This is a genomic window from Streptomyces sp. NPDC001822 (assembly GCF_042892135.1).
Taxonomy (GTDB): Bacteria; Actinomycetota; Actinomycetes; order Streptomycetales; family Streptomycetaceae; genus Streptomyces.
In genome coordinates this window covers 99,762-125,448 of record NZ_JBIATW010000011.1, presented here as the reverse complement: position 1 = coordinate 125,448, position 25,687 = coordinate 99,762, and the positions used below count along the sequence as shown (strand labels likewise).

Here is a 25,687-nt window from a genome sequence, read left to right as displayed (position 1 = left end):
CGTTCCGCTCGGACGCGGGCCCCGGGGTCCGTAAGGCCCGGTCCACGCGTCAGACGCGGACCAGCTCCCGCGCCCCGCCGCCCTCGGACGGGCCGGCGGCGAGGTCCTTGCGCAGGCCCTCACCCTCCACGTCGACGTTGGGCAGGATCCGGTCCAGCCAGCGGGGCAGCCACCAGGCGCGCCTGCCGAGCAGGGCGAGCACCGCGGGCACGATGGCCATCCGGACCACGAAGGCGTCGAAGAAGACGGCGATGGCGAGCGAGAAGCCGATCATCTTGATCATCGACTCGCTGGAGCCGATGAAGCCGGCGAAGACGGCCATCATGATCACCGCCGCGGCCGTGACGACCCGGGCCCCGTGCCGGAAGCCCGTCACGATCGCCTGGCCGGGCGACTCACCGTGGACGTACGCCTCCCGCATGCGCGTGACCAGGAAGACCTCGTAGTCCATCGCGAGACCGAAGACCACGCCGACCATGAAGATCGGCATCATGCTCATGATCGGACCGGTCTGCTCGACACCGAGGAGCGAGCCGAACCAGCCCCACTGGAAGACCGCGACGACCGCACCCAGCGCCGCCACGACCGAGAGCAGGAAGCCCAGGGCCGCCTTCAGCGGAACCAGCAGCGAGCGGAAGACCACCATCAGGAGCAGGAAGGCCAGGCCGACGACGAGCGCCAGGTAGGGCAGCAGGGCTGCGTTCATCTTCTCGGAGAAGTCGATGTTCATCGCCGTGGCACCGGTGACCAGCACCTCGGCCCCCGTGTCGTCCTTGATCTCTCCGCCCGCGTCACGGATGGCGTGGACGAGGTCCTCGGTCTCCGTGGAGCTCGGCCGGTCCTTCGGGATGACGGTGATGGTCGCGGCGTCACCGGCCTTGTTGAAGGTGGCCGGCGTGACGGCTGCGACGTGGCCGATGCCCTCGATCTCCTGCGAGACCCGGTCGACGGCGGTCCTGCCGTCCGAGGCGTCCTTCGTGTCCACCACGACCAGCAGCGGACCGTTGAAGCCCGGGCCGAAGCCGTCGGACAGCATGTCGTACGCCTGGCGCTGCGTGGTGCTCTTCGGCTGCGAGCCGTCGTCCGGCAGGCCCATCTCCAGCGAGGTGGCCGGCAGGGCGACGGCACCGAGGCCGATGACACCCACCAGCAGCACCCACACCGGCCGGCGCAGCACGAAGCGTGCCCAGCGGGTGCCCATGTTCGGCTTCGCCTCGGGCTTGTTCTCCGCCTCGGCGGCCTTGCGCGCCCTGCGCCCCATGACCCGCTTGCCCGCGAAGCCCAGCAGCGCCGGGACGAGCGTCAGCGCGATGAGTACGGCGATCGCGACGGTGCCGGCCGCGGCGAAGCCCATCTTCGACAGCATGGGGATGTTGACGACGGCCAGGCCGACCAGGGCGATGACGACCGTCAGACCGGCGAAGACCACGGCGGACCCGGCAGTGCCCACGGCCCGCCCGGCGGCCTCCTCCCGCTCCCGTCCCTCGGCCAGTTCGGCGCGGTAGCGGGAGACGATGAAGAGCGCGTAGTCGATGCCGACCGCGAGGCCGATCATCATGGCGAGCGTGGAGGTGGTGGAGCCGAGGTCGAGCACGTTGGCCAGGGCGGTGATCAGCGAGACGCCGATCCCGACGCCGATGAGCGCGGTGAGCAGCGGCAGCCCCGCGGCGATCAGCGACCCGAAGGTGATCACCAGCACCACCGCGGCGATGGCGACGCCGATGATCTCGGTGGCGCCGGTCTCCGGCATCACCTGGAGCGCGTCACCGCCGATCTCCACGGTCATTCCGCTGTTCTGCGCGGCCTCGCCCGCGTCCTTGAGCGCGTCCCGCGTCCCGTCGGTCAGTTCCATCGAGCTGACCTTGTAGGACACCGAGATGTAGGCGGTGGAGCCGTCCTGGCTGACGGCCTTGGCGGCGAAGGGGTCGGCGACCGAGGCGATCTGGTCCGAACCGGACTTCAGCTCGCCGACGATGTCCTTGATCTCGGCCTTGTTGGCCGACGCGGTCACCTTCTCGCCCTCGGGGGCCTTGAAGACGACACGGGCGGTCGCACCGTCGGCACTGCCGCCGGGGAAACGTTTCTCCAGCAGATCGAAGGCCCGCTGGGCCTCCGTGCCGGGGATCGAGAAGGAGCTGGAGGTGGCGGTCGACGCGGAGGCGGCACCGAAACCGGCCAGCGCCAGCAGCGCCACCCAGACCAGTGCGACGTAACGGCGTCGCCGGAAGGCGAGCCGTCCCAGTTTGTAAAGGAATGTGGCCACGGAGGGTGTACTCCCGGTCGGGTCGTTGAGTGGAAAAGGGCGTGAGGAACCAGCCCGACGACGAGAGCGGCCGTGTCAGGTGGAGCGTCGGGGAGAGGGCCGTACGGGGGGAGCGGGGACGTCAGACGCCGAGGGCGGGGAACACCACGGATTCGACGTAGTCGGTGAGGAACGCCTGGTCGACGGGCTGGTGGTCGACCAGCTCCCGAGCGGCGAAGGCGCCGATCATCATGTGGGGCACGTAGGGAAGCGCCGGGTTGTCCGCACGCACTTCCCCCCTGTCCACGGCTCGCTGGAGCAGCGCCCCGAGACCGGTCATCTCCGGCTCGATCAGCAGTTCCCGCAGGGCCTGGAACAGATCGGGGTTGTTGTGGATGGCATGGGTCAGACCCCGCAGCAGTGCGGAGTTCTTCTCCATCTGGCAGTCGTCCGTACGCGTCATCACGGCGAGGAAGTCGCCGCGCAGCGATCCGGTGTCGACATCGGCGAGGTGCACCGGCTTGTCGTTGCGGAGCGCTTTGACGACCAGCTCGGGCTTGCTCCCCCACTGGCGGTAGAGGGTGGCCTTGCTGGAACGGGTGCGGGAGGCGATGGCGTCCATGGTCAGGGCTTCGTAGCCGACCTCGCCGAGCAGGTCGAGCACGGCGGTGTACAGCTCGCTCTCGCGCTCCGGCGTGAGCCTGCTGCCTGCCATGTGCCGACCTCCTCCCTCGTCTTGTGTGCCTGCTGGATCGTACGTCAGCCGATGATCAATTCGGCGAACGAAACTGTTTCGTACACCTTGAACATACTCCCCCCTCCTAGCGAAACGAAACAGTTTCGCTTGTGCGCTGCACCACAAGTTGCCGCGGGCCACTCGCGCGGAAAGCATTGGAGGGTGAGTGACGACGCCGCGTATCTCCGCTTCCCGCACCTCCACGAGGACTTGCTCTGCTTCGCGGCGGAGGACGACCTCTGGGTCGCCCCTCTGGCCCCGGAGGGGCGGAGACCGGGCCGGGCGTGGCGGCTGACCGTCGACCGGACGAGGGTCAGTCATCCCCGCTTCTCCCCCGACGGCAGCCGGATCGCCTACACGACCTGGCGCACGCTCGATCCGGAGATCCATGTCGTACCCGTCGACGGCGGGCCCGCCCGCAGACTCACCTACTGGGGCTCGACCGACGCCCGTGTCTGCGGCTGGAGCCCCGACCGCGGCGACGACTCCTGCCAGATCCTCGCGGTGTCCTCGCACGGCCAGCCGTTCTCCTACTTCTCGTGGGCCTACAGCGTCCCCACCGACGGCAGCCCCGGCGGCAAACTCCCGTGGGGGCCGGTGTCCGACATCGCGGTCGCCGACGTCGACGGAGAGCGGCGCACCCTGCTGCTCACCGGCAAGCCCCCGCACGAGCCGGCGGCCTGGAAGCGCTACCGCGGCGGGGCGACGGGCCGCCTGTGGCTGCACGGGGAGAGGCTGCTGCCCGACATCGGCGGACACCTCGACGCGCCCATGTTCGTCGGGCGCCGCATCGCCTTCCTGTCCGACCACGAGGGCGTCGGCAACCTGTACTCCTGTCTGATGGACGGCACGGACCTGCGCCGTCACACCGACCACGACGCCTTCTACGCCCGGCACGCCTCCAGCGACGGCCGCCGGGTCGTCTACCAGTGCGCGGGTGATCTGTGGCTGGTCGACGACCTGGAATCGCCGGACGCGAGACCGCGCAGGCTGGAGGTCAGGCTCGGCGGGCCGCGGACCGGGCGGCGCCCCTACCAGGTGCCCGCTGCCGCCCACGTCGACGCGCTGTCCGTGGACGAGACGGGCCGGGCGAGCGCCGTCTCCGTGCGCGGCAGCCTGTACTGGCTCACCCACCGCGACGGCCCGGCCCGCACCATCACCGACACCCCGGGGGTACGCGCCCGGCTGCCCGAGATGCTCGGCAGCAGCGGCCAGGTCGCCTACGTGACGGACGCCGACGGCGACGACGCCGTCGAGATCGCCTCGCTCCCCCGGGCCAGCGGCGACCGTCCGCCCCGACGGCTCGCCGCCGGGCGCCTGGGGAGGGTCCTGGAGATCGTCTCCGACCCGGACGGCGAGCGGCTGGCCGTCGCCTCGAACGACGGCAGACTCCTCCTTCTGGACACTGCGGACGACTCCCTGGACCCGGCCGAGCCGGAGGACCGCCCCCGCCTGCGGCCGGCCGACGGAACCGAGAGGATCGCGATGGCCGGGGACGCCGTGGAGGCCGGGACGCCCGAAGAAGGCGGGGCGGCCGAAGAGGACGAGGAAGTGGCGGAGCGCGGGGCGGCCGAAGAGGTCGAGGGAGACCTCACCGAGCTCATCCGCTCCGTCAACGGGCCGGTGCGCGACCTGGCGTTCTCCCCCGACGGCAACTGGCTGACCTGGTCGCACCCCGGCGTCGGCCGCTCGCTCCGGCAGATCAAGCTGGCGCGGATCACCGGCCCCGGGGCCCCGGTGATCGTGGACGTCACCAACGGCCGTTTCGAGGACGAGAACCCGGTCTTCACCGGTGACGGCCGGTACCTCGCCTTCCTCTCGTGGCGCGGATTCGACCCGGTGTACGACGTCCACACCGGCGACCTCTCCTTCCCCCTGGGCTGCCGGCCCTATCTGGTCCCGCTCTCCTCGGCCACCCCGTCCCCCTTCGCGCTGCTGCCCGACGGCCGGCCCGCGGCGGGCGGCCTGGACCCGGTGGACATCCCCGAGGGCGCGGTCGAGGGGCCGACGGTCACCGTGGAGTTCGAGGGCCTGGAGAACCGGGTGACCCCGTTCCCCGTGGCGGCCTCGAAGTACTCCGCGCTGGAGCCCGTGAGCGGCGGCGGTCTCGTCTGGCTGCGCTGGCCGATCTCCGGCGCCCTGGGCGAGACCTTCGCCAACCCGTCCGACATGTCGGGCCGCCCGACGCTGGAGCACTTCAACATCGCCAAGGCCCGCAGGACCGAACTCGTGGGCCACCTCGACTGGTTCGCGATCAGTGGTGACGCCTCTCGGCTGGTCGTCATGGACGACGGCGAGCTGCGGGCCGTGCCGTCCAACGAGCCCGGGGACAACGACTCGACGGTCTTCATCGACCTGCGCCGCATCCTGCACGAGGTCGACCCGGCGGCGGAGTGGCGCCAGGCCTACGGCGAGGCCGGGCGGCTCACCCGGGCCTACTTCTGGGAACCGGACATGTGCGGCATCGACTGGGACGGCGTGCTGGACCAGTACCGCCCGCTGGTCGAACGGGTCTCCTCCCCCGACGAGTTCGCCGACCTGCTGCGCGAGGTCCTGGGCGAGCTGGGCACCTCGCACGCCTACGTCTCGCCCGCACGCCGCAACGAGGGCCCCCCGCACTACCAGCGGGCGATCGGCCTGCTGGGCGCCAACCTCGGCTGCCGGGACGGCGACTGGACCGTGCTGCGGATCCTGCCCGGCGACTCCTCCGACTCCAAGGCGCGTTCACCGCTCGCCGGTACGGGCATCCGGGAGGGCTTCGTCCTCACCCACGTCGACGGCAGGCCGGTCGACCCGGTGGCCGGCCCGTACCCGCTGCTGACGGCGGCGGGCGGCACCACCGTGGAGCTGACGTTCCGCCCGCCGGCCGGCGAGTGCGGCGGCCGGCCCCGCCGCATCGCGGTCGTCCCCCTCGTCGACGAACGCCCCCTGCGCTACCAGGACTGGGTGGCCAAGCGGCGAGAGGTCGTACGGGACCTGAGCCACGGCAAGTGCGGATACCTGCACATCCCCGACCTGGGCGGATCGGGCTGGGCCCAGTTCAACCGGGACCTGCGGCTGGAGGTCTCGCGTCCCGCACTGATCGTGGACGTGCGGGGCAACGCGGGCGGCAACATCAGCGAGCTGGTCCTGGAGAAGCTCACCCGCACCATCCTCGGCTGGGACCTGACCCGCAACGCCCAGGCGGTGTCGTACGCGTCCAACGCCCCCCGGGGCCCGGTCGTGGCCCTCGCCGACGAGGCGACGTCCTCCGACGGGGACATGATCACGGCCGCGTTCCGCCTGCTGAAGCTGGGACCGGTGGTCGGTCAGCGCACCTGGGGCGGCGTGGTCGGCATGACCGGCCGCCACCGGCTCGGCGACGGCACGGTGATCACCGTGCCCATGAACGCGGCCTGGTTCGACACGTACGGCTGGTCCGTCGAGAACTACGGCGTCGAGCCCGACCTGGAGGCCCTGCGCACCCCGCTGGACTGGGCCGAGGGCCGGCACGCCGTGCTGGACGACGCGGTCAGGGTGGCCCTGGACCTGCTGGCCGCCCACCCGGCGGCCACACCGCCCACCTACGGATCCGTCCCGGACCTGCGCCGCCCGCCGCTCCCCCCGAGGTGATGCGGAGGCCGGGGCGGCCGGCGGGACTCCCGCAGGCCGCCCCGGCCTCCGGAGCACAGGACGCCCCCGGCCTTCTGACCGGGCGGACGCACGAGAACCCCCACAGAAACGGACGCGACGCACGAGAAGGGGTGCACCCGGAACCCGGGTGCACCCCGACCAACCGCAGACGCTCAGCGGCGTCGGCCGTCAGCGCTCAGAACGCTCACGCGTCCGGTCCGCCGCATCCTGCGCCCGGTTCCGGTCGCCGGGCCGACGGCCCTGCGCCTGGTCCGCGGCGCGGCCCGGGGCGTTGGACGAGCGCTCGCGCGCCTCGTCACGCTTGCCGCCGCCGGCCTTCTGCTGCTTGGCCTGGTCGGCGAGCTCCTGGGCCTTGTCCTTGAACTGGTCTGCGATGCCCATGCTGTTCACTCCTATGTGGGTGCGTGGGGTTGACCCCGGTGGGGCCTCGCTCAGACTTACACACCCGGACATTCATCGCATTTCGATCATCATCGCCGGACTCGGGCCCGCTGATCGGCCTCTCCGCCGGCCCCGACGAGCCCCTTGCCCACACCGTCGAGCCGGGGCCCGAACCGCTTCATCTCGCGCTGTCCGACGGTCCCTATGAGCGTCGGGAGGTAGCCGCGGACCGACTGCATCCCGCGCAGCCACCACTGGGCGTACACGTGCGCGGAGCGCCGCTCGATCCCGGCGACGATCCGGTCGACGGCGGGTCCCAGCGGATACGTGCGGTTCGTGGGCCACGGCAGCCGCTGCCTCAACTCCCGCATGACGTCGTCCTCGTCGGCGCCGCGCACCATGTCCGTGTCGGTCCACGACAGGTAGCCGACGCCGACCTTCACGCCCCGGTGACCGACCTCGCCGCGCAGACAGTGGGCGAACGCCTCCACACCCGACTTGGACGCGCAGTACGCGCTCATCATCGGCGCCGGGGTGATCGCGGCCAGTGACGCTATCTGCAGGAAGTATCCGCGGCTCTCCATGAGCACGGGCAGGAAAGCCCGCGCCGTCACCGCACCCCCTATGAGGTTGACCTCCACCACCCGGCGCCACGCCTCCGGGTCCGAGTCGACGAGCGGCCCGCCGGTGGCGACACCGGCGTTGGCGACGACGATGTCGACCTTGCCGAAGCGCTCCTGGACCTCCGCGGCGACCTGGCTCATCGCCACGTGGTCGGTGACGTCCGCGAACCAGTGGCCGCTCTCCGAGTGCAGCCGCTCCGAGACCTTCTTCAGCTCGTCGGGCTCCAGGCCGACCAGTGCCAGCGTGGCACCCCGCGCCGAGAGTTTGCGGGCCAGCAGCTCGCCCACCCCCCGTGCCGCGCCCGTGACGACGACGACCTGTCCTTCGAGACTCCGCCTGCCGCTCATGCGACCTCCTCCTCGCTCACGGCTGCCGCCGTGCTGCCCGCACCTTCCACAGTGACGTACGTGGCCACGAGCTCGCGCAGCTTCGCCGTGACCACCTCGGGCGCCTCCATCGGCGTCATGTGCCCCATGCCCGTCAGCACCGTGAGCCCGAGGCTGTGCGGCAGGGACACTTCGATGGCCCGCGCGTGCACCGGCGGCGTCAGCCGGTCGTCGGCGCCCGCGATCACCGCGGTCGGCAGCAGCAACTCCCGCACCCCGGCGTCGAGGTCGAGCTCCGCGAGCACGTGACCCCAGGCGACCCGCACAGCACGCGGACACGCATGCACGATCCTGGCACAGGCATCCACGCGTTCCGGGGCCGAACCGCGCCCCATCGTGGCGTACTTGAGGATCGCCTTCGATACGGCCGTGACCGGTCCGAGCGGAGCGCGCGCACCGAGGACCGCGGCGGTGATCCGGGTGCGCAGCGCTCCCGCCCGCATCGGCAGCACCAGCGACTCGGCGGTCAGCCGCGAGCTCCCGGTACTGCACAGCAGAACGGCCGCTCCGTGCTCCCGGACGGCCCGCCGGCCACCGGCCGCCATCAGCGTCATCCCGCCCATGGAGTGGCCGCCGAGCACGGCCTTCTGCCCGGGGGCGAGCGTGGCCCGCAGCACCGCCTCCAGGTCGTCGGCCAGCGCGTGCGTGCTGTAGCCGCCGGCCCCCGGCTCGGGCGTACGGCCGTGCCCCCGCTGGTCGTAGACGACGACGCGGTGGTCCACCGACAGGTCGCGCACCTGCGCGTCCCAGAAGCGGGTGTTGCAGGTCCAGCCGTGCGCCAGGACGACGGCGGGTGCGCCGTCGGGGCCGTGCAGCTCGACGTTGACGCGCGCGCCGTCGGCCGAGACGACGGTCAGTTCGCGCACGGGCACGGGCGGGGCCTCCGCCCGCGCCGTCGTCCTCGTCGTCGTACCGCTCATCGTGCTGCCTCCTCGGTCACGGCCCGCGCCGTGGAGTGGGTGAGTGGTGTGCGGACGACCTCGTACTCCCCGAGGTCCACCGAGCGTGTGGCCCGGCGGAATTCGGCCGTGGTCCCCGGCCAGACCGTGGTGTTGCGGCCGGTGGAGTCCAGGTACCAGCTGGTGCAGCCGCCGGTGTTCCAGACGGTGCGCTTCATCCGGTCCTGGACCCGGCGGTTCCACGCCCCGACGGCGGAGGGGCGCGCGTCGAGGGCCGCGCGCCCGCCCAGGACGTCGAGCTGGCGCAGGTAGTCGGCCATGTAGTTCAGCTGGGACTCGATCATGAGGATCATGGAGGAGTTCCCGAGGCCCGTGTTGGGGCCGATGATCGTCATCCAGTTGGGGAAGCCGGCGGCGGTCGCGCCCCGCAGTGCCTGCATCCCGTCCTTCCACGCCTCGGTGAGCGTGATGCCGTCGGCGCCGACGACGCGCTCGGCGATCGGCATGTCCGTCACGTGGAAGCCGGTGCCGAGGATGATCACGTCGGCCTCGGCCTCGGTGCCGTCCGCGGCGACCACGGTGGAGCCGCGCACCTCGGTGAGTCCGGAGGCGACGATGTCGACGTTGGGCTGCGCGAGCGCCGGGTAGTAGGCGCTGGAGAGCAGGATGCGCTTGCAGCCGATGCGGTACGACGGGGTCAGCTTGGCCCGGAGGGCGGGGTCCTTGATCGCCCGCGCCATGTTGGCCTTGGCTATCGACTCGACGAGGCCCAGCTGGTCCGGGTGCTTCGTGAAGGCGCCCACCTGCAGCTCCCGGATGCCCCAGAGCAGTCCGCGGCGGGCGGTGCCTGTGAAGGGGAGCGCGCGGTGCAGCCACTTCTCGGGCCCGCTGATGGCGCGGTCCATGCGCGGCATGACCCAGGGCGGGGTCCGCTGGAAGAGGGTGAGCCGGCCCACCCGGGGCTGGATCTCCGGGACGATCTGGATGGCCGAGGCACCGGTGCCGATCACGGCGACGCGTTTGCCGCTCAGGTCGTAGTCGTGGTCCCACCGCGCCGAGTGGAAGACCCTCCCCGGGAAGTCCGCGAGCCCGGGGATGTCCGGCAGCTTCGGGTCGGAGAGCGGGCCGGTGGCGGAGACGACGACGTCGGCGGTGACGGTGGAGCCGTCGGCGCTCTCGATCGTCCAGTGCAGTTCGTCGTTGTCCCAGCGCATGACCGTGACTTCACGGTTGAGCCTGATGTGCGGGCGCAGCCCGAAGGTGTCGGCCACGTGCTCCAGGTAGGCGCGGATGTGCTCCTGCCCGGAGAAGGTGCGCGGCCAGTCGGGATTGGGCGCGAAGGAGAAGGAGTACAGGTGGGAGGGTACGTCGCAGGCACAACCCGGGTAGCTGTTGTCGCGCCACGTACCGCCGACGGAGCCGGCCCGTTCGAGGACCAGGAAGTCGGTGACGCCCTCGCGGCGGAGCCGGACCGCGGCCCCGAGGCCCCCGAATCCGGATCCGATCACCGCCACTCGTACGTGCTCGTGCTGGGCCATGCTGCCGCCTCCCCGCGGTACGTGACACGACTCTGCCAGCAATCACTGGCATTGTTGGGAGGGTAGAGCAGCCGCGTACTGATGGGTAGGGGGCGGGGCAAGGAAAGTTACCGGCGGTACAACATAGGGTGCGGGTGTGGCTGAAGGACGCGAGCACCGCGAGTACCGCATGGAGGAGCTGGCCCGGGAGGCCGGCATCACCGTGCGCACCCTGCGCTTCTACCGGGAGCGCGGCCTGATCCAGCCGCCCCGGCGCGAGGGCCGTATCGCCTGGTACGACGACCACCACCTGGCCCGGCTCCGCACGATCACCGGCCTGCTGGAACGCGGCCACACCCTCAACGGCATCGCCGACCTGGCCGCCACCTTCGACAGCGGCAAGGACGTCGCCGAGGTGCTGGGCCTGGGCGAACCGACCGAGGAGACCCCGGTCAGGCTCACCCCCGAGCAACTCGCCGACTACTTCATGGACCAGGCCACGGCGGAGAACCTCGCCGGGGCCCTGGAGCTGGGCTATCTGGCCACCGACGGCGACGAGATCGTCCACATCAGCCGCCGCCTGCTGGACGCCTCGGCGGAACTCGTCCGGGCCGGGGTCCCGCTCTCCGCCGTGCTCTCCTCGGGCCGCCGGGTCCGCGAGCACGCCGACGCCCTGGCCGACCTGTTCGTACGCGTGCTGCGCACCCACACCGCGCACTCCGAGCCGGACCAGCTGCGCACCCTGGCCCAGGCGGTGGTGGACGCCGAGCTCTCGATGGCCCTGGACCGCCGCCTGCGCGACGACGGCTGAGCAGCGGCGGGCGGGCCCCGGCGGCGCCCGCCGATCCCTACCGCTCGTACGTGACGGTCACCGGCGCGTGGTCGCTCCACCGCTCGCCGTGCGTGGCGGCGCGCTCCACCCAGGCCTTGACCGCTCGCCCGGCGAGCCCCGGGGTCGCCACCTGGTAGTCGATCCGCCAGCCCGCGTCGTTGTCGAAGGCCCGGCCGCGGTAGGACCACCACGAGTAGGGGCCCTCCTCGTCCGGGTGCTGGGCGCGGACCACGTCCACGTACCCCGCCTCGTCGAACACCCGGGTCAGCCACTCCCGCTCCTCGGGGAGGAAGCCGGAGCTCTTCCTGTTGGCCTTCCAGTTCTTGAGGTCGGCCTCCCGGTGGGCGATGTTCCAGTCGCCGCACACGACCACCTCGCGCCCCTCGGCGGCCGCACGCCCCCGGAGCCCCTGCAGGTAGGGCAGGAAGGCGGCCATGAAGCGCTCCTTCTCCTCCTGCTTCTCCGTGCCGACCTCACCGGACGGCAGGTACAGACTCGCGACCGTCACGCCCGGGAGGTCCACCTCCACATAGCGTCCGCTCGCGTCGAACTCCTCGGCGCCCGGCACACCGAATCCGCCGAAGCCGGTCTGCACACGCTCGGGCGCGTGCCGCGTCAGCACCGAGACGCCCGCGCGCCCCTTGGCGGCGGCCGGCACGTGCACGACGTGCCAGCCCTCCGGCTCACGCACCTCTTCGGGGAGCTGCTGCGCCTCCGCCCTGACTTCCTGGAGGCAGACCACATCGGCCTCGGTCTGCGCCAGCCACTCGACGAAGCCCTTCTTGGCGGCGGCACGGAGCCCGTTGACATTCACGGAGGTAACAGTCAGCATCCGGATACAGTACCTACATCTCCTCGCGCATAGCTGTACTATGACTCGCATGTTTATCCAGCCTCGGCCGTACGACCACCCGGACGCCGTCAAGCTCAACGACCAGGTGCAGCTCGAATACGCCGCGCGCTACGGCGACGGGGGCGACGTCACACCCCTCGAAGCCGCCATGTTCGACCCGCCCCGCGGGCTGTACCTGCTCGCCTACGACGAAGAGAGCCGCCCCGTGGCCACCGGCGGCTGGCGAAGCCAGGACCGGAACCCCGAGGGCTACTCCGACGGCGACGCCGAGATCAAGCGGATGTTCGTGATCCCCGAGGGACGCGGCCGGGGGCTGGCCCGCCGCATCCTCGCCGCGCTGGAGGCCGACGCACGGGCCGCCGGCCGCACGCGCATGGTCCTGGAGACCGGCAACCGGCAGCCCGAGGCGATCGCGCTGTACACGTCGAGTGGCTACACGCCCTGCGCCAAGTTCGGCCACTACCGCACGTACGACACCAGCGTCTGCATGAGCAAGCCCCTCACCGGCCCCGCTCAGACCGCCTGAGGCACCTGCGCCACACCCACGTAGAACCCGCTCCGCTCGTACTCCGGCGCGGGTCCCTCCCGGTACCACTCGGGCGCCGTGACCAGGCCGGGCTCCACGAGGTCCAGCCCCTCGAAGAACGGCTCGACCTCCTCACGCGTACGCATCCTGAGCGCGATGGCACCCTTCCGGTACGCGGACTCGGTCTCCCGCTTCAGCTCCGGGTGCTGATCGGCGGTGCCGTGCGAGAGGACCAGGAAACTCCCCGGCGCCAGCGCACCCGTCAGCGTGCGGGTGATGCCGTACGGATCGTGGTCGTCCGGCAGGAAGTGCATCAGCGCGATCAGCGACAGCGCGACCGGCCGCCCGAAGTCCAGGAACTTCGCCGCGCGTTCGAGGATGGCCTCGGGCTCGCGCACGTCCGCGTGCATGTAGTCCGTCGCACCCTCGGGACTGCTCACCAGGAGCGCCTCGGCGTGGCGCAGGACGATGGGGTCGTTGTCCGCGTAGACCACACGGGACCCCGGCGTGACGGCCTGGACGATCTGGTGGAGGTTCGGCGCGGTGGGGATGCCCGTGCCGATGTCCAGGAACTGGTCGACGCCCCGGCCCGCCAGCCAGGCGGACGCCCGGTGCATGAAGGCCCGGTTCCGCCCCGCGTTCGCCCGGGCCTCGGCGGGCAGCTTCTCCGCGACCTCCTGATCGACCGGGTAGTTGTCCTTGCCGCCCAGCAACCAGTCGTAGACGCGCGCCGGATGAGGCTTGCCGGTGTCGATGCGGGAGCCGGGTATGTCGGCTGTCACAGGACGCTCCTCCGTAAGGAACCACGAACAGGCACCCCGCACCTGGCCTGCGCGACCCTCAACAGCGGTGACCACAGGGGCGGGTGAGCGAGGACGGCCCAGGTTACCGGCTGGTCGCCCCGACGGAAGCCGCACCTCCGCCAGGCCGCGACCCGCACCCGCTCCCCTGCGGTCCCTAACCGACCAGGCGGCGGCGCCAGTCCAGAGGAGTGACGGTCACGGCCCGGCCCGGGTCGCCGTCCCACTCGGCGGTGAGGCCGGCCGCTCCGAGGGCGGCGACGACCTCACGGCCGACGGCTGCGGTGGTCTCGGACGACTCGTCGAAGCCACCGTAGAGAAGCGTCAGGCCCTGGCCCGCTACGGCGGAATCCGTGCACTGGGTGTGGAAGTAGACGAAGCCGCGCGTCTCGGGCCCGGCTTCCGCGCCGATCTCGGACTGTCCGCAGGAGCGGCAGCAGGTGAAGTGCTCGCGGGCGGTGATACCGGCCTCCTGGAGGGCGGCGAACGCGCGGGTGAGCCGCTCGGGGTGGGTCTCGCCCTGCCACGCGGCCTGCTCCGCCACGCGCTCCAGCCACATCCGGTCGGCCAGCGCCGCCGCCTGCTCACGCGAGACGGGCCGGCGGTCCTCGGTGACCAGGTAGTCCTCGGCGATTTCGGCCAGCTCGGCACGGGAGGCGTATCCGGCGAGCAGCACCTCGCGTACGCGCTTCTCCAGCACTTCACCCTCGTCCCCACCGAGGTCGAGGGGCGGCACCTCGCGGATGGGGCCCATATCCAGCGGTGACCAGGCCGGGCCGGCGTCCCAGCCGACCTCCTGACGGGCCCAGCCGGTGAGCGTCGCGATCACGGCCTCGGGACTGTCCACCAGCGCCTGGAAGTGCCGGTCGGCGGCACCGGCGCGGTGCTCCAGCGTGTAGTCGCCCCCGGCCTCGTGCCAGACCTGGGCGAAGACGTCCGGCAGGTCGGGTATCCGCTGGAGCACCAGGAAGTGGTCCTCGTCACCGCCCAGACGCCGGACCAGCCCGGCCAGCTCCCCTTCGGACACGCGGACGTGCCGCTCCCCCTGCTCCGTCTTCACCACGGTCTCAAGCATGCGCAGACTCTGGCACACGCCTCTGACAGCGGCCCTCACGGACGCCGCACACGCTCAGGAAGCCCTCTGGAGACCCGGACCGCGCGCAACACCACGGGCAGGAGCCGCATTTGCCTTGAGAAGCTCACTTCAGAACCACGCCAAAGAGCCCCTGCCGGGTTTCCCTGGCAGGGGCTCTGAGCTGCGGTGGACCTGTGGGGATTTGAACCCCAGACCCCCTCGATGCGAACGAGGTGCGCTACCAGACTGCGCCACAGGCCCTTGCAACGAGTGAAACTCTAGCACCCCGGAAGGGGTGCTCGGAAATCCGTATCCCGGCAGGTCACCGAGCCGGATGCCCGAGGCGTCACTCGTTGGCCGCGCGGGGCCGGTCTCCGTCGTCGTACTGGTCGAAGAGCGGTGTCCGGCCCCGGTCCCTCGCGCGGCGGGGCTGGCCGGGACGGCGGCGCGGGCGCGCCTCGGCGTCGGGCTCCGCGGTGTCCGGGCGGCTGGGCTCGGCCGGGCTGGAGCGGGCGGCGCTCCAGGTCTCCGGGTCGCCGACCTCCACCCCGCCCGTGGCGCGCGGGGCGACGGGGGCGGTGACGTAGGTGGGCAGCGGGACCGGCACGGGCTCCCAGCTGTCACCCTGGGCCGGACCGCGCTCGCGCTGCTGGTCGACCCACTCGGCGTGGTCCGTCTGCTCAACGAGGGCGCGGCGGCCCGCCTCCTGCGGGGAGACGGTGGGAGCGGGGGCGGACGCTTCGGGCTCCTCGTCCGGCTCGGCGGGAGCCGACGCCGCGGGCTGGTGCCTGCGGGGGCGGTTCTCGCGGAGCCGTTGCGCGGCGACCTCGGCACGGCGACGGTCCATGGTGAAGACGAACCGCCGTCGCTCCTGGGCCCGCAGATGCACGATGTACGTGCTCAGCAGCACGGCCGGCACGGCGGGCGCCCACAGGAAGCGGAGCCCGCCCACGGCGGCGACGACCGCGCCGAGCGTGAAGGCCATGAAGAGCATGGTGGTCGTGCGCCGTCGGCGCGCGAGGACCTGGGAGCGCTGACGCCGCTCCCGCTCCGATTCCGCACCGGAGGGGCGCCGTCGCCGGACCTGCGCCGGTGGCCGGTCCTGCTCGGTGCGTTCGGGCGCCGGGTCGCGCAACCGGGCTTCCGTATGTGCCGGGGGCGCGGAAAAAGCCCGGACGTCGACGGACTCCATACGGTCCGTGACGGCATCCGGGTCCACGTCGCCAGGCGCCTCCTCGGCCCCGCGTTCCCGCAGCTCCTTGGCGTAACGGCGCTCCATGGCCGCGCGTCCGGACAGCAGCCGGATGGCGGTGCTGAAGCGCTCCGTGGGACGCGCCTCGTTGAGCTCGTCCTGCCTGCGGAGCCACATCGGTACCAAGTAGGCGGCCCATGCCCCGACGATGACTGCGTAGATGAGGCCGCTGCTGCTCACATCTCACACCGTAGAGGGGTTTGCGCGACAGCATCCGCCAATTGGCCCGGTGTGTCGCACGATCAGGCTCATATGACGGACTTTTTTTGCGATTCTTCGGAGCGACAGTCGACGCAAGTCGGGTCGATTGTCGTCAGTCAGCGATCAAATTCGAACACTTATTTTATTTAACCGGGTGCGTGCGGCGTGTCCCCGGGCGGTTGCGGTGCGCCCGCCCGCACCCTGCGCCAACGCCGCAGCAGGCCGTCGGGCACCTCCTCCGCGGTGAGGGCGAAGATCAGGTGGTCCCGCCACGCACCGTCGATGTGGAGATAGCGCGGCCGCAGTCCTTCCGAGCGGAATCCGAGTTTCTCCACGACCCGTCTGCTGGGGGTGTTCTCGGGCCGAATGCACACCTCGATGCGGTGCAGTCCGACCGTGCGGAAGCAGTGGTCGACGGCGAGCGCCACCGCGGTGGGCATGACACCGCGTCCCGCCACGCTCCGGTCCACCCAGTAGCCGACATGGCCCGAGCACATCGAGCCCCAGGTGATGCCCGCCACCGTCAACTGCCCCACGAGGCGGCCCTCGTACTCGATCGCGAAGGGCAGCATCCGGCCGGCGTTCGCCTCGGCGCGCAGGTGGCGGATCATCTGACGGTAGGTGGGGCGCTGCGCCACCGGGCCGCCGGGGGCCGGCGGCGGGACGGTCGCCTCCCAGGGGCGCAGCCAGTCGCGGTTGCGCCGGTTCACCTCGCGCCAGATGCTCTGGTCGCGCAGCTTTATCGGGCGGAGGGTGACGGCGCCGTCGGTCAGGATCACCGGCCAGGTCCGGACGTTCAGCTCGGGCTCCCGGGTCGGGGGTGATCGCCGCCGCGCAGTTGGTCGACGGCGTGCACCAGAAGCCTGCCCAGGACGGCGATCCCGTCGCGGACGCCCCCGGTGGAGCCTGGCAGGTTCACGATCAGGGTGCCGTCCGCGATGCCCGCGAGACCCCGGGACAGCGCGGCGGTCGGCACCTTGTCCCGGCCCTCGGCGCGGATGGCCTCGGCGATGCCGGGGACCTCCCGGCCGATGACCGCGCGGGTGGCCTCGGGGGTGAGGTCCGTGGGCGAGATGCCGGTCCCGCCGGTCGTCACGATCACGTCGTAGCCGGCGGCCACGCCCGCGCGGAGGGCCGCCTCGACGGGGTCGCCGTCGGGTACGACCTGCGGACCGTCGACGGCGAATCCCATACCGGCGAGCCCCTCGGCGACGAGAGGGCCGCCCTTGTCGGCGTAGACGCCGGCGGACGCGCGGTTGGAGGCGGTCACGACGAGCGCGGCGTACGGCGCGGTCAGGGCTCCGCCGATGTCCGCCGGGCTGCCGGGCGCCGTCATGCGTCCGTCCCCTCCGCTGCGGGGCGCCGGTAGTCCCCGGACTTGCCGCCCGACTTCGCCTCGACCCTGATGTCCGTGATCACCGCGCTCTTGTCGACCGCCTTGATCATGTCGATCACGGTGAGCGCGGCGACCGACACGGCGGTCAGGGCCTCCATCTCGACGCCCGTACGGTCCGTCGTCTTCACGGTGGCCGCGATCTCCACCGCGTCGTCGGCGACCGAGAGGTCGACCTTGACACCGGAGACCGCGAGCGGGTGGCACAGCGGGATCAGGTCGGGCGTGCGCTTCGCGCCCATGATCCCGGCGATCCGAGCGGTGGCGAGCGCGTCACCCTTGGGGACGCCCTCGCCCCTGAGGAGTTCGACGACACGGGGCGACACGAGGACCCGGCCGCTCGCACGGGCGACGCGTGCGGTCACGTCCTTCTCCGATACGTCGACCATGCGGGCCGCGCCCGCCTCGTCGATGTGCGTCAGGCTGTTCTGCGTACTCAACTCACTCCGCCTAGCGGTAGGGCGCCGGTTGCCCGCCCGGCCCGCGTCGGGGACGCGGGGCGGGCGTCCGGGGGTTTCCCCGGTAAGGCACAGCGCCAGATACCGTACCGCCACCGCGACGACGTCAGCGGAGGAGGATGACCTCGGCCTCCGCGCCGGGCTCGGCGGAGGTGACGTCCTCGGGCAGCACGATCAGCGCGTCCGCCTGCGCCAGGGCCGCGATCAGATGCGATCCGGCCCCTCCGACCGGAGTGACGGTGCCCGCCTGGGCGTCGTAGGTCCCACGCAGGAACTGCCGCTTGCCGGCCGGCGAGGAGAGCGGTCCGTCGGCGCTGAGCACGGCCCGGACCTTCGGCCGGTGCACGTCCTTCAGCCCCATCAGCGTCAGGATCGCCGGGCGGACGAACAGTTCGAAGGAGACGTACGAGGAGACCGGGTTGCCGGGCAGTGCCAGCAGCGGCGTGTGGTCGGGGCCGATCGAGCCGAATCCCTGGGGCTTGCCCGGCTGCATGGCGAGCTTGCGGAAGTCGATGCCGCCGCCGGCCTCGTCCTCGTCGCCCACCGAGGACAGCGCCTCCTTGACCACGTCGTACGCGCCGACGCTCACGCCCCCCGTGGTGACGACGATGTCGGCGCGGATCAGCTGGTCCTCGATCGTGGCCCGCAGCGTCTCCGCGTCGTCGGCGACCGCCGGGACGCGATAGGCGATGGCGCCCGCCTCCCGGGCCGCCGCCGTCAGCGCGAAGCTGTTGGAGTCGTAGATACGGCCGCCGGTCAGCTCCTCGCCCGGCTGTGCCAGTTCGCTGCCGGTGGAGAGCACGACGACCCGCGGGCGGGGCCGCACGCGCACCGTCGAGCGGCCGATCGCGGCGAGCAGTCCGATCTGCGGCGGCCCGACGACCGAACCCGCGCGCAGCGCCAGGTCCCCGGGCCGCACGTCGCTGCCCTTGGCCCGGACGTGGGCCCGCGGCTTGACGGGCCGGTGGATCCGAACCTCTCCGCCGGCACCCTCGGGTGCGTCGCTGTGGGCGCGCATGGTCTCGGCCGGGCCGCCGCCGGTGCCGCCGTCGGTCCACTCCACCGGGACGACCGCTTCGGCACCGGCAGGCAGCGGGGCGCCGGTCATGATGCGGGCGGCCTCACCGGGGCCGACGGACCGGCCGTCGGCAAGGCCTCCGTCGCCCGCGGCGACGTCACCGATGACCGTGAGGACGGCGGGGAACTCCTCACTGGCACCCTCGACGTCGGAGATCCGGACGGCGTATCCGTCCATCGAGCTGTTGTCGAAGGGAGGCAGGGCCACCTCCACCACGACGTCCTCGACCAGGACACAGCCCTGGGCCTCGGGCAGTTGCAGCTCGATGGGTTCGAGCGGCCTCACCGCGGCGAGAATGTCGTCCAGGTGCTCGTCCACCGACCAGATCGTGCTGCTCAAGCTGTTACAACTCCTCGTCGACGTAACTCCGCAGCCAGGTCCGGAAGTCCGGGCCCAGGTCCTCACGTTCGCACGCGAGTCTCACAATGGCACGCAGATAGTCGCCGCGGTCGCCGGTGTCATAACGGCGGCCCTTGAAGACGACGCCGTGCACGGGGCCGCCGACCTTCTCGTCCTCGGCCAGCAGCTGGAGCGCGTCGGTGAGCTGGATCTCGCCGCCGCGGCCCGGCTCGGTGTGGCGCAGTATGCCGAAGATCGCCGGGTCCAGGACATAGCGGCCGATGACGGCGAGGTTGCTGGGCGCCTCGGCCGGATCGGGCTTCTCGACCAGACCCGTGACACGCACGACGTCGCCGTCGGTGGTGCCCTCGGTGGCCGCGCAGCCGTACATGTGGATCTGCGACGGCTCGACCTCCATGAGCGCCACGACGCTGCCGCCCTCGCGCTCCTGCACCTCCACCATGCGCGCGAGCAGGGGGTCGCGCGGGTCGATGAGGTCGTCACCGAGGAGGACGGCGAACGGCTGGTCGCCGACGTGCGGCGCGGCGCAGAGCACGGCGTGGCCGAGTCCGCGGGGGTCGCCCTGGCGCACGTAGTGCATGGTCGCCAGGTCGCTGGACTCCTGTACCCGGGAGAGCCGTTCGGCGTCACCCTTGCGGGTCAGTGCCGACTCCAGCTCGTAGTTCCGGTCGAAGTGGTCCTCAAGGGGACGCTTGTTGCGGCCGGTGATCATCAGCACGTCGGAGAGCCCCGCGGCCACCGCCTCCTCGACGACATACTGGATCGCCGGCTTGTCGACGACAGGCAGCATCTCCTTGGGAGTGGCCTTGGTGGCCGGCAGGAACCGGGTGCCGAGACCTGCAGCTGGAATGACAGCTTTGCTGATCCTGGGGTGCGACTGAGTCATACCAAGCACTTTAACCGGTGCGAATGGGTGGAAGATGAGCACCCGGTTAACTTTGCCCTCATATATACATATGAACGAGCTATGTGAGTACCCGTTGAAACCTGACATGTCACGAAAGACACGTCTACGACGTGAACTGCTCGCCGCGCGCAGGCTGCTGACTTCCGAAGACGTGGAAAACGCCGCTTCGGTTCTCGCCTCGACCGCCCTGGTTCTTCCCGGACTCGCCGGAGCACGGACCGTGGCGGCCTACGTCTCCGTCGGGCGGGAGCCCGGCACCCGCGTCCTCCTGGACATGCTGCGCGCCCGCGGTGTACGCGTCCTGCTCCCGGTTCTCATGGCGGACAACGACCTGGACTGGGGCCTCTTCGAGGGCACGGACCGCCTCGTCCCAGCCGGCCGGGGGCTGCTGGAGCCGAGCGGCCCGCGCCTCGGCCCCGGGGCGGTCCTGGAAGCCGAGGCGGTCCTGCTGCCCGGACTCGCCGTCGACGGGCGCGGGATGCGGCTGGGCCGCGGCGGGGGCAGCTACGACCGGGTACTGGCCAGGCTGTCGGCCGCCGGGGCGCATCCCGCCCTGGTGGTCCTCCTCTACGACGACGAGGTGGTCGCGCGGGTCCCGGAGGAACCGCACGACCACCCCGTGGACGCCGTGGTCACGCCGGCCGGAGCGCGGCGCTTCGCGCGCTAGGACTTCCTGAGCGTCAGGGTGTCGACGGTCGAGCCGTCCACACCGTCCTTCGTGTAGGACCAGTCGAGCAGGTCCCCGTCGGCCCACTTGTCCGTCTGGTCGGTGTAGTGGGAGCTGAAGGCGTGGCCGGACGCACCGGTCAGGTTGATCCAGCGGGACTTGTCCCAGTCCCCCACGTTGACGACCATCCGCATCGACGGCACCCAGATGACGCCGTAGCCGCCCGCCGCGTTCCAGCCGGAGGCGTTGACGGCGGCCTCGCCGCCACCGAGGTCCCAGGGACCGCGGTTGAGGGCCCGCTGCAGAAGGCCGGGGCCCTCCTTGCCGAGGGTCTGGTTGCGCAGCGTCAGCTGGTGCAGCCGGCCCCAGCTCCAGGTGCTGACGTCCTTGCCGAGCTTGGCGGTCAGCTCCCAGCGGGCGTCCTTCATGGCACGGGCGAAGAGCTCGTCGCGGTTGTCGATCGCCTGCTCGCGCCCCTTGGCCGGGACCTTCCACCAGTCGTTGTCCTGGTCGTCCAGGATGTTCTCGACGACCTCGTACCAGCGGTCGCCGCCGTCCGGCTGCGCCGCGTCCGGAGCGCGCTGACCGCATTCCCGTACGAGCTTGCCCTCGTCGTCGACCGGTCCGGAGCCCGCGACGGGCTCGACGTAGATGCAGTCGCCCTTGGCCCGCATCTCCTTGGGCAGCTTGTTGCCGAAGGCCAGCTTGAGGATGTTGCGCCAGACGCCGTTGAAGTACGCGGCCGCCGCCGAGTCCGACTCCTGGGTGTAGTCCCAGCCCTCCAGCAGCTTCTGCGTCTCGCGGACGCTCTCGTCGGAGATCCCGATCTTCAGCAGCTTCGGCACGAGCTCCGCGGCGATGGCGCTGTGGTTGTCCATCTGCAGCTGCTGCATGTCGTCGGTGGAGATCTTCTCGCCGGTCTTGATCTTGTCGGCGATCAGGTCGTTGATCCGCTGGCTGCGCGCCCCGTAGCCCCAGTCCTTGGTGAGCAAGTGGGGGTACTTGTCCTCGTCGATGACGGCCTGGTTGGCGGTGACGATGTAGCCGCGCTCCGGGTCGTACTCGTAGGGCAGCTCGTCGAAGGGGATGGGGTCCTTCTCCCAGCCGTAGTCCGACGTCCAGCCGGGGCTGGGGTGCGTGCCGTCGCCCTTGAGGCGGACCGGGATCCTGCCGGGCGCCTGGTAGCCGATGTGGCCCTTGGTGTCCGCGTAGATGAGGTTCTGCGACGGCACCTCGAAGTGCTCCGCCGCCTTGCGGAAGCCGGTGAAGTCCTTGGCCCGGTTGAGCTCGAAGACCGCGTCCATGGAGTGGCCGGGTTCCAGCGCCGTCCACTTCAGCGCGACCGCGTAGCCGTCACCGCGGTCGGGAGCGGAGTTGCCGACGGGGGCCTTCTTGCCGACCTTCTTCAGCTCGTTGCTGCGGTCGGAGAGGAGCGGACCGTTGTTGGTCTCGCGGACGGTGATCTTCCGGCTCTTGCCGCCGGCGACCTTGATGGTCTCCTCGCGGGTCTCGAAGGGCTTGGTCTTGCCGTCGTACTGGTAGCCGTCGGCGGAGACCTTCTCCAGGAAGAGGTCCGTGACGTCGGCGCCGAGGTTCGTGAAGCCCCAGGCGATGTCCTGGTTGTGGCCGATGATCACACCGGGCATCCCGGAGAACGTGTACCCGGCGGTGTCGTACTGGCAGGTCTTCGAGACCTGACGGCAGTGCAGCCCCATCTGGTACCAGAGCGAGGGCAGCTGCGGCGCCAGGTGCGGGTCGTTGGCCAGCAGGGGGTTCCCGGTCGTCGTGTACTTCCCGGCGACGACCCAGGAGTTCGACCCGATGCCGTTGCCGTTCGGTCCGAGCAGTGCCGGGATCTCGTCGAGGGTGTCGGAGAGCGCGGAGAGCTGTGTGGTCACACCCTCGGTCGCGCCCTGCACGGTCTGGGACCCGATGCCGTCCGACGGCTCGGCCTCCGGGTCGAACTTCCCGGTGACCGGGTCGATGGCGCCCTGGTCGACGATCGGCTTGTTCTTCTTGTACGGGTAGTCCGGGTAGAGGTCCTCGATCTCCTTCTCGCTGAGCCTGCTGGTCATCAGCGAGCGGTCGATCTCGTCCTGCATGTTGCCGCGCAGGTCCCAGGCCATCGCCTTCAGCCACGCGACCGAGTCGACCGGGGTCCACTCGGTGGGCTTGTAGTCGTTGGTCAGCCCGAGCGCGGCGTACTCGACGGAGAGGTCCTTGCCGTCCTTGCCCGCCAGGTACGCGTTCACCCCGTCCGCGTAGGCCTGGAGGTTCTTCTTCGTGTCCTCGTCCAGGACCGTGTCGTACTCCTCCTGCGCGACCTTGCGCCAGCCCAGCGTGCGCAGGAAGGAGTCGGTCTCGACCTGCCCGGAGCCGAACATCTCGGAGAGCCGCCCCGACGTCATGTGACGGCGTACGTCCATCTCCCAGAACCGGTCCTGGGCCTGGACGAAGCCCTGGGCGCGGAAGAGGTCGCTGTCGGTGTCCGCGTAGATCTGCGGGATCCCGTAGTCGTCGCGCTTGACGTCGACGTCACCGGACAGGCCCTTGAGGTCGATCGATCCGGTGGTCTGCGGGTACGAGGCACGGACCGTGGAGACGGACCAGAACGCGCCGTAGCCGACACCCGCGACGAGCGCCAGCACCAGGACGATCACGAGCAGGCGGGCGCGTCGCCCCTTCTTCTTCCCACCGGCCGGCTTCGTATCGACAGGCTGGGGAGGCGCGGTTGTGTTGGCGGGCATCGCTGTCCTTCGAGGGGCAGGGTGGTCCTGGGCGTGCTGGAGCAACCATAGGCGCCCCGCAGAAGCCACTCGGACGCGGTATGGGGATGCATCCATTTGCGCACCGCTTCGCACGGACACTCGAAGGCGTCAAGAAAGCGTTAAAGATTAGGTAAGGTAACGAAGTAGTGGCCTCCGGAGGCCGATCCGGAAGGCGCACGCAGGGAAGGAACGGACCCTGACTGTCCACGCGCTCAATGAACTTCTGCTCGTCTGCTCGGTCGTGCTGCTGGTCGCCGTCGCGGCCGTGCGCATCTCGTCCCGCAGCGGGCTCCCCAGCCTGCTCCTGTACCTCGGCATCGGTATCGCCATGGGCCAGGACGGCATCTTCGACGTCAAGTTCGACAACGCCGAGCTGACCCAGGTGATCGGCTACGCCGCCCTGGTCGTCATCCTGGCCGAGGGCGGTCTCGGCACGAAGTGGAAAGAAGTGAAACCCGCGCTGCCGGCCGCTGCCGTGCTGTCGACGGTCGGCGTGGGCATCAGCGTGGGCGTCACCGCGAGCGCGGCGCACTACCTCGTCGGCCTCGACTGGCGGCAGGCGCTGATCATCGGCGCCGTCGTCTCCTCCACGGACGCGGCGGCCGTCTTCTCCGTACTGCGCAGGGTCCCGCTCCCCGCACGGATCACCGGTGTCCTGGAGGCCGAATCCGGCTTCAACGACGCCCCCGTGGTCATCCTCGTGGTGGCGTTCTCGACCGCCGGCCCGGTGGAGCACTGGTACGTGCTCGTCGGCGAGATAGCCCTGGAGTTGGCGATCGGCGCGGCCATCGGCCTCGCGGTCGGCTGGCTCGGCTCCTTCGGGCTGCGCCACGTGGCGCTCCCCGCCTCCGGCCTCTACCCGATCGCCGTGATGGCCATCGCGGTGACCGCGTACGCGGCCGGCGCCATGGCCCACGGCAGCGGGTTCCTGGCCGTCTACCTGGCCGCGATGGTCCTCGGCAACTCCAAGCTCCCGCACTGGCCGGCCACCCGCGGCTTCGCGGACGGGCTCGGCTGGCTCGCCCAGATCGGCATGTTCGTCCTGCTCGGCCTGCTGGTCACCCCGCACGACCTCATCGACGACTTCTGGCCCGCGGTGGTCGTGGGACTCGTCCTGACGGCGGTGGCCAGGCCGCTGTCCGTCTTCATCAGCCTGGCACCCTTCCGGCTGCCACGGCGCGAGAAGGCGCTGATGTCCTGGGCCGGGCTGCGCGGAGCCGTTCCCATCATCCTGGCGACCATTCCCATGGTGTCCGGGATCGAGGGCAGCACGCGGGTCTTCAACATCGTCTTCGTGCTCGTCATCGTCTATACGCTCATCCAGGGGCCGACCCTCCCGTGGCTGGCGAAGGCCCTGAAGATCGCCGAGGACCCCTCCGAGACCGCGGACCTCGGCATCGAGTCCGCTCCCCTGGAGCGGCTGCGCGGCCATCTGCTGTCGGTCGCGGTGCCGGGCAAGTCCAAGATGCACGGCGTGGAGGTCGCGGAGCTCCGGCTGCCGGCCGGGGCGGCGGTCACCCTCGTCGTCCGGGACGAGAAGAGCTTCGTGCCCGCGCCCTCGACCGTGCTGCGCCGGGGGGACGAACTGCTCGTGGTCGCCACCGACCCGGTGCGCGACGCCACGGAAGCCCGGCTGCGCGCGGTGGGCGAGGGCGGCAAGCTGGCCGGCTGGCTGGGGACGGGCGGTGCCGACCGCCGCACCGGTGGCCCGGGGGACCTGCCGCACATCGCGAGACTGGCCAAGAGGCTCGGCATGAGCGGTGACGACCGGCGCGGTGAGCGGGCGGGCGGGCGGCGGACCCACCGCTGACCGGTGGCCGGCCCCGCACATGCGGGCGCAATCACAGGTCCACCGGCAGGGAAACCTGTAAGATGAAGGACTGGATCTCGTGATCCGTACGATTCGAACTTGATCGACCCGCTCCGGTCGGCCCACTCCTGTCGGCCGAATGAAGCCGGGCGACATGAATCCGGTCGACCGGCTTCGATCGACCGACCCTGATCGACAACACTGATCGACCAACTCTGCCTGACGCAGAGCTGGCGCGACCGTATGGCGGTCGTGGCGCCTTCGCCTCTGGAGCGAGCGCCCGGCATCT

General features: G+C 71.1%; 21 protein-coding genes and 1 tRNA gene. 5 read left to right on the top strand and 17 right to left on the bottom strand.

Annotation, left to right across the window (positions count from 1 at the left end; genetic code table 11):
* Positions 1–49: 49 nt before the first annotated feature.
* Both ACFYY2_RS24440 and ACFYY2_RS24435 read right to left on the bottom strand, forming a co-directional pair.
* Positions 50–2,263 (bottom strand): MMPL family transporter, encoded by a 2,214-nt coding sequence (locus ACFYY2_RS24440; protein WP_388746331.1) that lies wholly within the window; start codon positions 2,261–2,263, stop codon positions 50–52.
* 121 nt (positions 2,264–2,384) lie between these two features.
* Positions 2,385–2,957 (bottom strand): TetR/AcrR family transcriptional regulator, encoded by a 573-nt coding sequence (locus tag ACFYY2_RS24435; RefSeq protein WP_388746329.1) that lies wholly within the window; start codon positions 2,955–2,957, stop codon positions 2,385–2,387.
* A gap of 183 nt (positions 2,958–3,140) precedes the next feature.
* Between ACFYY2_RS24435 and ACFYY2_RS24430 the strand changes: the two genes are divergently transcribed.
* Positions 3,141–6,590 carry a S41 family peptidase gene (locus ACFYY2_RS24430; protein WP_388746327.1) on the top strand — a complete coding sequence of 1,150 codons (3,450 nt, stop codon included), beginning with the start codon at positions 3,141–3,143 and terminating at the stop codon, positions 6,588–6,590.
* A gap of 189 nt (positions 6,591–6,779) precedes the next feature.
* Here the strand turns inward: ACFYY2_RS24430 and ACFYY2_RS24425 are convergent, their stop codons facing one another.
* The 4 genes from ACFYY2_RS24425 to ACFYY2_RS24410 form a co-directional block, all read right to left on the bottom strand.
* Positions 6,780–6,992 carry a hypothetical protein gene (locus ACFYY2_RS24425; protein ID WP_388746325.1) on the bottom strand — a complete coding sequence of 71 codons (213 nt, stop codon included), beginning with the start codon at positions 6,990–6,992 and terminating at the stop codon, positions 6,780–6,782.
* A gap of 89 nt (positions 6,993–7,081) precedes the next feature.
* Entirely contained in the window at positions 7,082–7,963 is an 882-nt protein-coding gene (locus ACFYY2_RS24420) for an SDR family oxidoreductase (RefSeq protein ID WP_388746323.1), read from the bottom strand.
* Complete coding sequence (locus ACFYY2_RS24415) at positions 7,960–8,922, bottom strand: alpha/beta fold hydrolase (RefSeq protein ID WP_388746321.1); 963 nt, start codon at positions 8,920–8,922, stop codon at positions 7,960–7,962. The genes ACFYY2_RS24420 and ACFYY2_RS24415 overlap by 4 nt, the downstream gene beginning before the upstream one ends.
* Complete coding sequence (locus ACFYY2_RS24410; RefSeq protein ID WP_388746319.1) at positions 8,919–10,439, bottom strand: flavin-containing monooxygenase; 1,521 nt, start codon at positions 10,437–10,439, stop codon at positions 8,919–8,921. Before ACFYY2_RS24410 ends, ACFYY2_RS24415 begins: the two co-directional genes overlap by 4 nt.
* Positions 10,440–10,608: 169 nt before the next feature.
* On the opposite strand from ACFYY2_RS24410, the gene ACFYY2_RS24405 reads away from it, so the two are divergent.
* Entirely contained in the window at positions 10,609–11,229 is a 621-nt protein-coding gene (locus ACFYY2_RS24405; RefSeq protein WP_388746594.1) for a MerR family transcriptional regulator, read from the top strand.
* Positions 11,230–11,266: 37 nt separating this feature from the next.
* Here ACFYY2_RS24405 and ACFYY2_RS24400 read toward each other — a convergent pair whose 3' ends face one another.
* Positions 11,267–12,082, bottom strand: a complete 816-nt coding sequence (locus ACFYY2_RS24400) for an exodeoxyribonuclease III (protein WP_388746317.1) — start codon at positions 12,080–12,082, stop codon at positions 11,267–11,269.
* Positions 12,083–12,131: 49 nt separating this feature from the next.
* Here ACFYY2_RS24400 and ACFYY2_RS24395 point away from each other — a divergent pair, with 49 nt between their 5' ends.
* Complete coding sequence (locus ACFYY2_RS24395) at positions 12,132–12,629, top strand: GNAT family N-acetyltransferase (RefSeq protein WP_388746315.1); 498 nt, start codon at positions 12,132–12,134, stop codon at positions 12,627–12,629.
* On the opposite strand, the gene ACFYY2_RS24390 is transcribed toward ACFYY2_RS24395, so the two are convergent.
* From ACFYY2_RS24390 to galU, 9 genes are all read right to left on the bottom strand, one after another.
* Entirely contained in the window at positions 12,617–13,411 is a 795-nt protein-coding gene (locus ACFYY2_RS24390; RefSeq protein WP_388746313.1) for an SAM-dependent methyltransferase, read from the bottom strand. The two genes, ACFYY2_RS24395 and ACFYY2_RS24390, sit on opposite strands and share 13 nt — an antisense overlap.
* Positions 13,412–13,586: 175 nt before the next feature.
* On the bottom strand, positions 13,587–14,504 hold the full coding sequence (locus ACFYY2_RS24385; RefSeq protein WP_388746311.1) for a DUF6891 domain-containing protein: 918 nt from the start codon (positions 14,502–14,504) through the stop codon (positions 13,587–13,589).
* Positions 14,505–14,691: 187 nt separating this feature from the next.
* Positions 14,692–14,765: transfer RNA gene (locus tag ACFYY2_RS24380), tRNA-Ala, on the bottom strand.
* 85 nt (positions 14,766–14,850) lie between these two features.
* On the bottom strand, positions 14,851–15,936 hold the full coding sequence (gene glpR, locus ACFYY2_RS24375) for a gephyrin-like molybdotransferase receptor GlpR (RefSeq protein ID WP_388746309.1): 1,086 nt from the start codon (positions 15,934–15,936) through the stop codon (positions 14,851–14,853).
* Positions 15,937–16,103: 167 nt separating this feature from the next.
* Positions 16,104–16,736: a GNAT family N-acetyltransferase gene (locus tag ACFYY2_RS24370; RefSeq protein WP_388746307.1), complete on the bottom strand. Its 633-nt coding sequence runs from the start codon at positions 16,734–16,736 to the stop codon at positions 16,104–16,106.
* Positions 16,737–16,753: 17 nt separating this feature from the next.
* Positions 16,754–17,293: a molybdenum cofactor biosynthesis protein B gene (locus tag ACFYY2_RS24365; protein ID WP_388746305.1), complete on the bottom strand. Its 540-nt coding sequence runs from the start codon at positions 17,291–17,293 to the stop codon at positions 16,754–16,756.
* The gene (gene moaC, locus ACFYY2_RS24360) at positions 17,290–17,790 is read right to left on the bottom strand and encodes a cyclic pyranopterin monophosphate synthase MoaC (protein WP_388746303.1); all 501 of its coding nucleotides are present in this window, start codon (positions 17,788–17,790) and stop codon (positions 17,290–17,292) included. Before moaC ends, ACFYY2_RS24365 begins: the two co-directional genes overlap by 4 nt.
* 124 nt (positions 17,791–17,914) lie before the next feature.
* Positions 17,915–19,225 (bottom strand): gephyrin-like molybdotransferase Glp, encoded by a 1,311-nt coding sequence (gene glp / locus ACFYY2_RS24355; protein WP_388746301.1) that lies wholly within the window; start codon positions 19,223–19,225, stop codon positions 17,915–17,917.
* Positions 19,226–19,229: 4 nt separating this feature from the next.
* Positions 19,230–20,132: a UTP--glucose-1-phosphate uridylyltransferase GalU gene (gene galU, locus ACFYY2_RS24350; RefSeq protein WP_388746299.1), complete on the bottom strand. Its 903-nt coding sequence runs from the start codon at positions 20,130–20,132 to the stop codon at positions 19,230–19,232.
* Between the two features lie 106 nt (positions 20,133–20,238).
* On the opposite strand from galU, the gene ACFYY2_RS24345 reads away from it, so the two are divergent.
* Positions 20,239–20,820: a 5-formyltetrahydrofolate cyclo-ligase gene (locus ACFYY2_RS24345; RefSeq protein ID WP_388746297.1), complete on the top strand. Its 582-nt coding sequence runs from the start codon at positions 20,239–20,241 to the stop codon at positions 20,818–20,820.
* Here ACFYY2_RS24345 and ACFYY2_RS24340 read toward each other — a convergent pair.
* Positions 20,817–23,567 carry a penicillin acylase family protein gene (locus ACFYY2_RS24340; protein ID WP_388746295.1) on the bottom strand — a complete coding sequence of 917 codons (2,751 nt, stop codon included), beginning with the start codon at positions 23,565–23,567 and terminating at the stop codon, positions 20,817–20,819. The genes ACFYY2_RS24345 and ACFYY2_RS24340 overlap by 4 nt on opposite strands.
* A 244-nt stretch (positions 23,568–23,811) precedes the next feature.
* Between ACFYY2_RS24340 and ACFYY2_RS24335 the strand changes: the two genes are divergently transcribed.
* Positions 23,812–25,398 (top strand): potassium/proton antiporter, encoded by a 1,587-nt coding sequence (locus tag ACFYY2_RS24335; protein WP_388746592.1) that lies wholly within the window; start codon positions 23,812–23,814, stop codon positions 25,396–25,398.
* The last annotated feature ends 289 nt before the right edge of the window (positions 25,399–25,687 follow it).